Below are 11,312 nucleotides of genomic sequence, written 5' to 3' on the forward strand. Positions count from 1 at the left end.
CGGCTGCGCCGGGGCTGGGGCGGGCGTGGGCGGCGGCCCGGGCACCGGGATCGCGGTCGAGCCCGGCGTGGTGGGACGCGCCTGCTGCACCTCGTGCGGTGGCGGCGCCGCCACCGGCATGGAGAACTGCCGGGAGTGGTCGGCCGCGGTCTCCTCCACCGGCTGCGACGCGCCGGGCGTGCCGGACGTGCTGGGCGTCGGCTGCGAAGTGCCGGGGGCCGGCGACGCGCTCGGCGCTGGGTAGTGCCGGTCGACGCGGGTCTGGTCGGTGATGGTGGCTTCGAGGTGGATGCGGCGGGTGAGCTGCACCAGGTTGACCGCGGTGGGACGTTCGGCGGGGTGCCGCGCCATCGCCGAGCGGAGCACGGGCAGCATCGCGTCCGGCACGCCCTCCAGATCGGGCGTCCCCTGCATGATCTTGTAGAAGATCGACTCGAACGTGCCGGAGCCGAACGGCGGGCGTCCGGTCGCGGCGTAGGCGACCGTCCCGGCCCAGGCGTGCACGTCCGACGGCGGGCCCGCGTCCTCGCCCTCGATGATCTCCGGCGCCAGGTAGCCGGGCGTGCCGATGACCATCCCGGTCGCGGTCAGCCGGGTCGCGTCGGCGGCCTGCGCGATGCCGAAGTCGATCACGACGGGCTCGCTGTCCACGAGCATCACGTTGCCGGGCTTCATGTCCCGGTGGACGATCCCGGCGCCGTGGATCGCCGACAGCGCGGCCCCGAGGCCCACGGCGAGCCGCTGCAGCGCGGGCCCGTAGATCGGCCCGGACTCCTCGACGATCTCCTCGAGCGTCCGCCCTGGCACGTACTGGGTGACGATGTAGGGCTGGTCGGCGGTCACGTCGGCGTCGAGGATCTCCGCGACGTGGGGGCTGTGCACCCGGCGCATCGAGTCGACCTCGCGGGCGAGCCGGCGACGCGCCGTGGCGTCCCCCGCGACCGCGGGCCGCAGCACCTTGATGGCCACGTTCCGTCCCTCGGGGTCGGCGCCGAGGTAGACGACGCCCATCCCCCCTTCCCCGAGGGTCTGGAGCAAGCTGTAGTGGCCGATTCGGTCCCCGGACGTGACAGCTCCCTTCATCGTTTCCGAAACCCTACCCCCGTCGATCGTGCCCGAAGATCTCATCCGCATCAGGCCGCTGACACCCCGCGACGCCTGGTCGCCGCGCCGTCGCCGTCCGCGAGGGCGCCCGCGAGCCATCGCGCGGACGGGCGCTTGGCCGGGTCGCGCTGGAACGCCGCCCGCAGCAGCCCGGCCAGCGGCTCCGGCACGCCGTCGAGGTCGGCCTGGCCGCGCAGGATGCGGAAGCAGACGCCGTGCAGCGAGCCGCGCCCGAACGGCGGGCGGCCCGTCGAGGCGTAGGCGACCGTCGCCGCCCACGAGAACACGTCGGACGCGGTGGTGGCGCGCTCCCCCTCGATGAGCTCCGGCGCCAGGTAGGCGGGCGTCCCCACGACCATCCCGCGCCTGGTGATCTGGTCGGCGCCCGACTCGTGCGCGATGCCGAAGTCGATCAGCGTCGGCCGGTCGCCCATCACGATGACGTTGCCGGGCGCCACGTCCCGGTGCAGGACGCCCGCGTCGTGGACGTCCCCGAGCGCGAGCGCCAGCCGCCGCGCGAACCGGGCGAGCCGGTCGCGGCGCAGCGGCCCGTACGCCGGGACCAGGTCGTTCAGCGGGCAGCCGGGCACGTACTGCATGACCACGTACGGACGCTCCGCCGTGATCTGGCCGTCCAGCAGCCGCGCGACGTAGTCGCTGCGCACGCGCGCCTGCGCGGACATCTCGCGGGCCAGCCGGCTGATCGCCTCCGGCTCCCCCGCGGCCTCCGGGCTCAGCTCCTTCACCGCGACCTCGCGGCCGCCCGGGTCCATGGCCAGGTGGACCACGGCGGTGCTCCCCCGGCCGATCTCGTCCAGCAACCGATAGCCGCCCAGCCGTCGATGCTTCCCCATGCCCCTTTTGACGCCGGAAACCGGGCCGACGTTCCGGACAAATCAGACCAAACGATCGAGGCGGAGGCCGGTCCCGGTCAGCCGCGGCGGGCGGCCTGGCGGGCGCGGCGCGCCTCGCGGCGGGTCTCGAACTTGGTCGCGGACGCGTCGAGCGCGTCCAGGAACTCGCCCAGCTCCTCGCGGGCCTTCTCGCCCTCGCCGGACAGGTCGGCGCGGTCGAAGATGTCCCACTTGCGCAGCACCGGGATGAGGACGTCGTCATGGTGCAGGCGCAGGTCGTAGATGCCCGCGTTGGCGATCACGACCGACTTGCGGAGGAACCCGTCGATGCTGTGGCCGGGCATCTGGAACCCCTTGACGACGTCGGTGATCGCCCGCATCGTCTCGTTCGGCGCCGCCTCCAGCGCGGCCCTCATCAGGTTCCGGTAGAAGATCATGTGGAGGTTCTCGTCCGCGGCGACACGGGCCAGCATCTGCTCGCACAGGGGGTCGCCGGACGCCATGCCCGTGTTGCGGTGCGACACGCGGGTGGCGAGTTCCTGGAACGACACGTACGCGGCGCCGTGCAGGAACGAGTCGCCGTGGTCGGCCTCGTACCCGGCCTCCATGTGGCGCATGCGGGCGCGCTCCAGCGCGATCGGGTCGACCGCGCGGGTGGCCGTCAGGTAGTCGCGGATGACGATCCCGTGCCGGTTCTCCTCGGCCGTCCACCGGTTGACCCAGGTGCCCCAGGCGCCGTCGCGGCCGAACGCGGTGGAGATGGCGTTGTGGTAGCCGGGCAGGTTGTCCTCGGTGAGCAGGTTGACGATGAGCGACTCGCGCGCCTCGGGGCTCAGCTTCGACTGCTCGATCGACCAGGGCTCGCCGTCCAGGGGCCCGTCGAAGTCACGGCCTTCGCTCCACGGCACGTACTGGTGCGGGAACCACTCCTTGGCCATCGACAGGTGCCGGTTCAGTTCGTTCTCGACCACCGGCTCGAGGTCGACCATGAGGCCGGTCTGGAACTTCTCTTCGGGGGTCACGGACATGCGGTTCCTTCGCTGGACGAGGGCGGTCTGCCGGACGGCGCCGCCGTGCTCGCGACGCCGAGAGGGCTCCTAGCAGGCCGGACGTGCATAACCTACTAAAGCGTAGGTTCGATCGTCGCCACTGGGCGTGAGCCCCGTCAAGTAAGCCCCGCGACAACCAACCGGCGGCGAGTTTTGTAGGTCCGAGCAATACGGGGGCGTGAGGGTCAGGTCACCTCGTGTCGGCGGCCTGCTGCCACATGCGGTTCACCGCGGCCCTGAGCAGCGGCCTCGGGACGAGCCGCAGCGCCGGGAACGCGGCCTTGTACTGCATGCCCGGAATGCACAGCGCCCGTCCGGTGGCGACCGCCTCCAGCCCGGCCCGCGCCACGTCGTCGCGCCGCAGCCACAGCAGGTTGGACGGGACGTCGTCGTCCGTCCGCGTGAACCCGGGGCACAGCGCCGTCACGTGGACGCCCTTCCCCGCGACCTCGGAGTGCAGGCTCTCGGAGAAGGCCGCCACGTACGCCTTCGTCGCGCCGTAGGTGGCGCTGCCCGGCGACGGCGCGAACCCCGACATCGACGACACGTTCAGGACGCCGCCCCGCCCGCGCTCCAGCATCCCCGGCAGGACCGCGTGGGTGAGCCGGACCAGCGCGGTCACGTTCAGCTCGACCTGCGCGAGCTGGCCGTCGAGCGGCGCCTCCGCGAACGCTCCAAAAGCGCCGTGGCCCGCGTTGTTCACCAGAAGTTCCACCGGATCGGCGATCAGCCGTCCCTCGACCTCGGCGCGCTGCGCCGGCTCGGTCAGGTCGGCCGCCAGCACCTCCACCGCGACGCGGTACCGCTCGACCAGCTCGCGGGCCAGGCCGTCCAGCCGCTCGGCCCGCCGCGCCACGATCACCAGATCGGTGCCGCGGCCCGCCAGGAGGCGGGCGAAGCTCTCACCGATCCCGCTGGACGCACCCGTCACAAGAGCGGTGCGGTACGCGTGTCGCATGGCGCGAGATGCTATCGGCGGATCTTGACAGGGCCGGGCGGCTCGCCCAAGAAACTGTGGAGATTCACCCAGATGTGAGCCGCGGGGCCCCGCCGGCGTGTTGGGGCGGCGGGATCATGGCGGACGGGTCCTCGCCCGCGAACCACAGTCCGACCAAGAACGCGGCGGACGCCTCCAGCAGCCCGGCCCGCGCCAGCCCGCCGCCGTCCATCGGGACGCATCCCAGGTCGGCCACCAATTCCCGGACCGCCGCGAGCGCCTCCTCGTCGTCGCCGCACAGCGGGACGCCGAGGGGCCGTCCGCCGAACACGGGCGGCGTCATCCGCCACACGCTCTCGTGGCACAGGTTGAACGCCTTGACCACACGCGCGCCGCTCGCGTCGGCGACCCGCCGCGCGGCCGATGGGCCGCCGTCCGTCTTCAGCGTCTCGAACGGCGGCTCCATGGGGTTGGTGCAGTCGATGAGGACCCGTCCGCCGAGCGGGCCCGCTTCGCGCAGGACGTCCCGGACGCCCTCGTACCAGACGGCGAGGAGCACCACGTCCCCGAACTCCGCGGCGTCACGGAGCGTGCCGCCGGACGCACCGTGGCCCGTTCGCTCCGCCAACGCGGCGGCCTTCGCGGGCGTCCGCGCCCCGAACCTGATCTCATGGCCCTTGCGCGCCCACTGCGCGCCCAGCGCGTCCGCCATGTTCCCCGCACCCAGAACACCGATCCGCATGTTGACCTCCCCGTCGATTACCGTCGGACGGGACGTTAAGCGGTCCGTTCGGCACCATCCGGTACGTATCGGGCGCTGCAGAATCGCGGAGTGCGCATGGACGAGATCCGGCTGGACGAGCACCGGGCAGACGACATCCGGTTCGCGGCCGACTGCCAGACCCGGCTCGGCCTCGACCTGCTGTCCGGCACGTGGACGGGCGTCGTCGTGTGGACGCTGCGCAACGGCCCGCTCCGTCCGCGCGAACTCCAGGACAGGATCGGCGGCATCAGCCACAAGGTCCTGAACGAGACGCTCCGGCGGCTCGAACAGAACGGCCTCGTCAGTCGCCGCCGCTACGCCGAGGCGCCGCCGCGCGTCGAGTACGACCTGACCGGCCCCGGACGCGGCATGCTCGAACCGCTCTTCGCCCTGAGCCGCTGGACGGAGCAGTACGCCGACGAGGTCCTCGACGCCCGGGAGCGCACCCTCACCGGCCGGTGAACACCGCTGCGCTCAGCGGCCGGTGAACTTCGCTGCGCTCAGCGGCCGGTGAACTTCGCCTTTCCCGGCCCTTCCTCCATGAAGCTCCGCATGCCGCTGGCCTGGTCCTCGGTGGCGAACAGGGCGGCGAACTGCGTCCGCTCGATCTCCAGCCCGGTCTCCAGATCGACCTCCAGGCCCGCGTCGATGGCCTGCTTGGCGGCGCGCAGCGCGATCGCGGGCCCGCCGACGAAGGACGCCGCCCACTCCCTGGCGGCCGTGTAGACGTCCGCGTCCGGGACGACGCGGTCGACCAGCCCGATCGCGAGGGCCTCGTCCGCCGCGACGTGCCGTCCGGAGAACACCAGGTCCTTGGCCTTGGACGGTCCGATCAGCCGGGACAGCCGCTGCGTGCCGCCCGCTCCAGGAATGATGCCGAGCTGGATCTCCGGCTGCCCCACCTTCGCGCCCTCGCCCGCCACGCGGAAATCGGCGGTCAGCGCCGTCTCCAAACCACCGCCGAGCGCATACCCGGTGATCGCGGCGATCACCGGCTTGGGGATCCCGGCGAGCGCCCGCGCGAAGTCCTGCAGCAGCCGCGAATGCCCCGCCGACATCTGCGCGTACGACATCGGCGCCATCTCCTTGATGTCCGCGCCGGCCGCGAACACCTTCTCCCCGCCGTAGAGGACGACCGCGCCGACGGCGTCGTCCTGCGTGACCTCCCGGGCCGCGTCGATCAGCTCCCGCTGCATCTGGGCGTTCAGGGCGTTCATCTTCGGACGGTCCAGCCTGATCGTCGCGATCCCGTCCTCGACCTCGACCCGTACGAACTCGCCCACGGCGACCCTCCTGCGTGATATATCGGCGGCAACGTCCCGAGCCTAACGCGGCGGTTCGGGCCTGCTGTGACGGCAGTCGGGCGGGCGACGCAAGTCACGGGCAGGGACGTCGGAGGCTGCTGATAGCTTCGGGGACCATGCTCGTCGCCCACGCCACCTGGCATGGCGGTGCGCTCTGCGTGTGGGCGGAACGCACCGGCGGATACGAGCCTTCCCTCGACGTCCACCCCTTCGCGACCTGCGACTTCGCGGGGACGTCCTACGAGCCGCTCGTCCGTACAGCGTTCCGCGTCGAGCTGGTGATGTCGCTGCCCACGGCCCGCGATCACCCGCTGCCGTCCGCCGACCTGGGTCCCGAGCCGGTCCCGGACGAGCCCGAACTGCGCCCGTGGCGGGTGCCCGCGCTCGTCCTGGAGCCGTTCCCCGCGATGGCCCTGCTCCAGGCCGCCGAGGACAGCGGCGACGTCGTCCCCGGCACCGACCTGCGCTTCCTCTGCATGATCGCGGACGAGGCCGTCCATCTGGCCGGGCGCGGCCAGGTCCTGCCCGCGCTGCTGCGCGAGGACGGCGACCTCGTGGCCCGCTGGCGCCCGGTGATCGACGACCCGGCGCGGTACCGGGCGCTGGCCCGCGCCATGCCCGCCGCCTGCCGCGCCGCGGACGGCGGCCGTCCCGCCGGCGAGGTGCTGCGCGAGGCCCTGTCCGGCCTGGTCGACACGGCCGTCCGCGGCATGGTCCCGCACCCGCTGCTGGTGTCCCGCCGGAAAGAGCCCGACCGGCTGCCGCTCGCCGAGCGCTGGGTGGCGGCGCTGACCGGCCCGTCCCCCGCGGTCGCCCGCGAGCCCCGCGACGACCCCGACGACCTGATCGCCGAGCTGGACGCCTGGGCCGCCGGGGCACGCCGCCCGTCCGGCCCGCTCCGCGCGTGCTTCCGCCTCGCCGAACCGGACGCCGACGACGACTCCGACTCCTGGCGCATCGAGTTCGCCCTCCAGGGCACCGACGACCCGAGCCTCTACGTCCCCGCCGCCCTCGTCTGGGCGGGCGAGGCGGCCTCGATCGCGAACGCCGAGGAGACGCTCCTCACCGGCCTCGGCCGCGCCCTGCGCCTGTTCCCCGACCTGGCCCCCGCGCTGGACGGCCCCGAACCGTCCGAACTCGTCCTCGACACCGCGGGCGCGTTCCGCTTCCTCCGCCAGGCGGCCCCCATGCTGGCCGCCGCGGGCTTCGGCGTCCTGCTCCCGCAGTGGGCGGGCAAGGCGAAGCTCGGCATGAAGCTGACGACGCGCAGCGAAGACCCCGAGGCGTCGTCCGGTTCGGCCGTGGCCTCGGGCTTCGACATGAAGGCCATGGTCGACTTCCGCTGGGACCTCGCCATCGGCGACGACAGCATCGACGAGGCCGAACTGGAGGAGCTCGCCCGCCTCAAGACGCCCCTCGTCCGCCTCCGCGGCCAGTGGGTCGAGCTGGACGAGCGCCAGCTGGAGGCCGCCCTCGACTTCCTCCGCCACCCCCGCCGCGGCCGCATGACCGCCGCCGAGGCGATCCGCGCGGTGATCCACGCCGGCGACGACACCCTCCCCCTCACCACCGTCGACCCGGACGGCGCCCTCGGCGACCTCCTCTCCGGCGAAGCCGACCGCCGCCTCACCCCCCTGCGAACCCCCGACGGATTCAACGGGACCCTTCGTCCGTTCCAGGAGCGCGGCCTGGCCTGGTTGAGATTCCTTGACGACATCGGGCTGGGCGGAGTCCTCGCGGATTCGATGGGATTGGGCAAGTGCCTGGGGAAAGACGAATTCGTTTACGTGAACGGCACTCTTATAAAAGCGAAGGACATCTGGGCGCGCTTCGCGAACGGCAGCTCCTGGGACGGCGAGGGCGAATGGTCCGTGCCCACAGAGACGTTGACCGTGAACTCCATCGCCAAGGACGGACGAATCGTTCCGGCGCCGATCGCCCGTCTCTACCGTCAGTACATCAGCGAGAAGGTGCGCGAGGTCCGGTTGGACGACGGGAGCCGGATCATCCTCACCCGGCGACACTCCCTTCTCGGCGTCGAGGACTGGACGAACGACATCCGGCCGGGGATGCGCGTTTGCGTCCCGACGCGGCTGCGCCATGAGGGCGCCTCCGTCGACGAGGATCTGACCGTTCTCCTCGCCTGGCAGATCGCCGAGGGAAGTGAGGACCGCTGGACGAGCGTGGTCATCACGCAGAAGGACGTACGCGTCCTCGAAGATCTGCGCGCACGGCTCCTGCGCATCGCGGAGCGCTTCGGCCTCCAGATAAACAATCCGAAGATCGTCCCGAGCGCGGGCAGGCGGGCGTTCTATCTGAGGTTCAGCGGCGCGCAGTACCGCGAGCTTCTGGAAGAGCGCGGCTACCGCTGGTGGGGAAACTCGGCCCACAAGAGAATCCCGGAATGCCTGACAGCGGCCGACGACGCGACCGTGCGCACGTTCCTACGGCATTACTTCGCTGCCGAGTCCTCCGTCGACACGTCCAGGCGGGTGGTCGAGATAAGCTCGGCGTCCGTCTGGATAATGCGGCAGCTGAGCATGATGCTGCGCCGTTTCGGAGTCTGGCTGCGCATCTCCACCTCCTGGAAGTGCGCCACGAATGGCAGCGGCACCAAACGTCCCTACCAGATCGGACTCATAGGCGGCCCCAGCCTCCGCAGGTTCGATGAACTCGTCGGAATCGCCGACCCGGCGAAACAGGCTCGGCTGGACGAGATCTGCACGGTCCCGCCCAACACCAACGTCGAGGGCGTTCCCGGGAGCGACCTTCTCAAGCGGGCCCATGAGGAGACCGGTCTGCCCATGCGGCACTTCGGCGTCAGAACGGGCTACTTCTACGGAACCCAGGAGCTCTCCAGAGAGAAGGCTCGGGACGCAATCGACGGAATGGATCGAATTCTTTCCGGGAAGATGGAGTCGGAGTACGCGACCCGCAAGGGGAACAAATGGACCGAACGGACCTTGGCCTCGTACCGGAACCTCGACCGGATCTGCCTCCAGAAGATCCGCGATTCCCTCGCGGAGCGAGCGGCCCGCGAGGTCTTCTACGCGAAGATCGTTTCGGTCGAGGACGTCGACTACGAGGGATACGTCTACGATTTCGAAGTCGCCGACCACCACAACTACGTCGCTGAAGGCATGCTGTGCCACAACACAGCGCAGACCCTGGCGCTGCTGGCGTCCGAGCGCGAGGGCGGCGAGCGTCCAGGGCCGACACTGCTGATCGGACCGATGTCGCTGGTGGGGAATTGGCAGCGGGAGACGGCTCGGTTCACGCCGAAGCTGCGCGTCTACGTCCACCACGGGACGGGGCGGCACCGCGGCGAGGACCTGATCGAGGCGGTGGCGGGGGCCGATCTGGTGCTGACCACCTACGGGACGGCGACGCGGGACGCGGAGATGCTCGCGCGGATCGAGTGGGGACGGGTCGTCTGCGACGAGGCGCAGGCGCTGAAGAACAGCGGGACGCGCCAGGCCAGGGCCGTGCGGAGCATCCCGGCGCGGAACCGGATCGCGCTCACCGGGACGCCGGTCGAGAACCATCTCACCGAGCTGTGGTCGATCATGGAGTTCGCGAACCCGGGGCTGCTCGGGCCGCGCGCCGCGTTCCGGCAGCGGTTCGCGATCCCGATCGAGCGGGACGGCGACGAGCAGGCGGCGCTGGCGCTGAAACGGGCGACGCAGCCGTTCGTCCTGCGCCGCCTCAAGACCGACAAGTCGATCATTTCGGATCTGCCGGAGAAGCAGGAGATCAAGGTCTACTGCAACCTGACCACCGAGCAGGCGTCGCTCTACCAGGCCACCGTGGACGACATGCTCGCCCAGATCGCCGAGGCGGACGAGAAGAACCGGCGCGGCCTCGTCCTGGCGACGATGGCGAAGCTCAAGCAGGTCTGCAACCACCCGGCGCAGCTGCTCAAGGACGGGTCGCGCCTCCCCGGCCGCTCCGGGAAGCTCGAACGCCTGGAGGAGATCTGCGCGGAGGTCCTGGAGCAGGGCGAGAAGGCCCTCGTCTTCACGCAGTACGCCGAGTTCGGCTCGATGCTCCAGCCGTACCTGGCGGCCCGTCTGGAGCGTCCCGTGCTGTGGCTGCACGGCGGAACGTCCAAGCAGGGGCGGGACGATCTCGTCCAGCGCTTCCAGGACGACGCCGAACCGGCGATCTTCCTGCTCTCGCTCAAGGCCGCCGGGACGGGCCTGACCCTCACGGCCGCCAACCACGTCGTCCACGTCGACCGCTGGTGGAACCCGGCCGTCGAAGACCAGGCCACCGACCGCGCGTTCCGCATCGGGCAGACACGCAACGTCCAGGTCCGCAAGTTCATCTGCGTCGGGACGATGGAGGAGCGCGTCGACGAGATGATCGAGCGCAAGAAGGCCCTCGCCGACTCCATCGTCGGCACCGGCGAGGACTGGCTCACCGAACTGTCCGTGGCCGAGCTGCGGGACGTCCTCCGCCTGTCCCCCGAGGCGGTGAGCGACTGATGGGCGAGGGCATCAAGGCCCGCACGAAGCGCGGGTCGATCGGCTCGCAGTGGTGGTCGCGCCGGTTCATCGACCTGGTCGAGTCGTTCGCCGACACGGGACGTCTCCAGCGCGGCCGGACCTACGCGCGCAAGGGCAACGTGTTCGACCTCAAGGTCGCCCCCTACGAGGTGAGCGCGAAGGTGCACGGCTCAGCGCCCGAGCCGTACGAGGTGGCGCTGGGCATCGAGGCGATCGACGCGGACGGCTGGCGTGCCGTCGAGGCGGAGCTGGCGTCCCGCGCGGTGTTCCGGGCGCGGCTGCTCGCCGGGGAGATGCCACCGGAGATCGAGTGGGTGTTCGCCGAGCTGGGCCTGGCGCTCTTCCCCGACTCGGCCGCCGACCTGCACCTGATGTGCGACTGCCCCGACTGGGGCGACCCCTGCAAGCACGCGGCGGCCGTCCTGTACCTGCTGGCCGAGGCGTTCGACGCCGACCCTTTCCTCATCCTGCAATGGAACGGCCGCGGCAGGGAGCAGCTCCTGGCGGCGCTCCGCCGCGGCACCGAGACCGAGCCCGACCCCTTCGAGATGGAGGACGAGCCGCTCACCGCCTCCGGTTTCTGGACGCCCCCGTCCGGTCTGGGCCGCCTCCGCGACCGTCCGCCCGCACCGCCCGTGCCTCCCGGTTTCGTCCTCCAGGTGGCCACTCCCCCGCCGATCAGAATCCGCCGCCGCCCGCTCACCGACGTGCTAGCACCCGTCTACGAGTCCCTCGCCCCCGACCCGGATATGTGAGCCCCGGGGCCGCGGTGGCGGTTCTGTGGTGGGGGGGG

9 protein-coding genes and 1 pseudogene are annotated in these 11,312 nt (G+C 71.4%); 4 read left to right on the plus strand and 6 right to left on the minus strand.

Annotated features, from left to right (window positions below; all coding sequences use genetic code 11):
- The 5 genes from E1287_RS38940 to E1287_RS38960 all read right to left on the minus strand — a co-directional run.
- Nucleotides 1-1,203 (minus strand): serine/threonine-protein kinase (locus E1287_RS38940; protein ID WP_131970435.1); only part of this gene is annotated, 1,203 nt, incomplete at its 3' end.
- On the minus strand, nucleotides 1,134-1,958 hold the full coding sequence (locus E1287_RS38945; RefSeq protein WP_131970437.1) for a serine/threonine-protein kinase: 825 nt from the start codon (nucleotides 1,956-1,958) through the stop codon (nucleotides 1,134-1,136). The genes E1287_RS38945 and E1287_RS38940, both read right to left, overlap by 70 nt.
- Before the next feature lie 77 nt (nucleotides 1,959-2,035).
- On the minus strand, nucleotides 2,036-2,986 hold the full coding sequence (locus tag E1287_RS38950) for an acyl-ACP desaturase (RefSeq protein ID WP_131970439.1): 951 nt from the start codon (nucleotides 2,984-2,986) through the stop codon (nucleotides 2,036-2,038).
- Nucleotides 2,987-3,197: 211 nt separating this feature from the next.
- The gene (locus E1287_RS38955; RefSeq protein ID WP_131970441.1) at nucleotides 3,198-3,965 is read right to left on the minus strand and encodes an SDR family oxidoreductase; all 768 of its coding nucleotides are present in this window, start codon (nucleotides 3,963-3,965) and stop codon (nucleotides 3,198-3,200) included.
- 64 nt (nucleotides 3,966-4,029) lie between these two features.
- On the minus strand, nucleotides 4,030-4,686 hold the full coding sequence (locus tag E1287_RS38960) for an NAD(P)-binding domain-containing protein (protein ID WP_131970443.1): 657 nt from the start codon (nucleotides 4,684-4,686) through the stop codon (nucleotides 4,030-4,032).
- A gap of 96 nt (nucleotides 4,687-4,782) precedes the next feature.
- On the opposite strand from E1287_RS38960, the gene E1287_RS38965 reads away from it, so the two are divergent.
- Nucleotides 4,783-5,169, plus strand: coding sequence for a helix-turn-helix domain-containing protein (locus E1287_RS38965; RefSeq protein ID WP_131970445.1), 387 nt, complete (start codon nucleotides 4,783-4,785; stop codon nucleotides 5,167-5,169).
- 38 nt (nucleotides 5,170-5,207) lie between these two features.
- Here E1287_RS38965 and E1287_RS38970 read toward each other — a convergent pair whose 3' ends face one another.
- Complete coding sequence (locus E1287_RS38970; protein WP_131970447.1) at nucleotides 5,208-5,990, minus strand: enoyl-CoA hydratase-related protein; 783 nt, start codon at nucleotides 5,988-5,990, stop codon at nucleotides 5,208-5,210.
- A gap of 731 nt (nucleotides 5,991-6,721) precedes the next feature.
- On the opposite strand from E1287_RS38970, the pseudogene E1287_RS46500 reads away from it, so the two are divergent.
- The 3 genes and pseudogenes from E1287_RS46500 to E1287_RS38985 all read left to right on the plus strand — a co-directional run.
- Nucleotides 6,722-7,531 (plus strand): annotated as a pseudogene (locus E1287_RS46500) (SNF2 helicase-associated domain-containing protein); the annotation flags it as partial.
- Nucleotides 7,532-7,756: 225 nt separating this feature from the next.
- Nucleotides 7,757-10,498: an SNF2-related protein gene (locus E1287_RS46505; RefSeq protein WP_165969416.1), complete on the plus strand. Its 2,742-nt coding sequence runs from the start codon at nucleotides 7,757-7,759 to the stop codon at nucleotides 10,496-10,498.
- Complete coding sequence (locus E1287_RS38985) at nucleotides 10,498-11,274, plus strand: SWIM zinc finger family protein (RefSeq protein WP_131970449.1); 777 nt, start codon at nucleotides 10,498-10,500, stop codon at nucleotides 11,272-11,274. The genes E1287_RS46505 and E1287_RS38985 overlap by 1 nt, the downstream gene beginning before the upstream one ends.
- Nucleotides 11,275-11,312: the final 38 nt, after the last annotated feature.

It is taken from the genome of Actinomadura sp. KC06, from assembly GCF_004348735.1.
In the GTDB taxonomy this organism is placed as follows: Bacteria; Actinomycetota; Actinomycetes; order Streptosporangiales; family Streptosporangiaceae; genus Spirillospora.

Coding starts and splice junctions, on each gene's coding strand:
- E1287_RS38945 (WP_131970437.1), bottom strand. CDS start 1,958: ATGGGGAAGCATCGACGGCTGGGCGGCTATCGGTTGCTGGACGAGATC.
- E1287_RS38950 (WP_131970439.1), bottom strand. CDS start 2,986: ATGTCCGTGACCCCCGAAGAGAAGTTCCAGACCGGCCTCATGGTCGAC.
- E1287_RS38955 (WP_131970441.1), bottom strand. CDS start 3,965: ATGCGACACGCGTACCGCACCGCTCTTGTGACGGGTGCGTCCAGCGGG.
- E1287_RS38960 (WP_131970443.1), bottom strand. CDS start 4,686: ATGCGGATCGGTGTTCTGGGTGCGGGGAACATGGCGGACGCGCTGGGC.
- E1287_RS38965 (WP_131970445.1), top strand. CDS start 4,783: ATGGACGAGATCCGGCTGGACGAGCACCGGGCAGACGACATCCGGTTC.
- E1287_RS46505 (WP_165969416.1), top strand. CDS start 7,757: ATGGGATTGGGCAAGTGCCTGGGGAAAGACGAATTCGTTTACGTGAAC.
- E1287_RS38985 (WP_131970449.1), top strand. CDS start 10,498: ATGGGCGAGGGCATCAAGGCCCGCACGAAGCGCGGGTCGATCGGCTCG.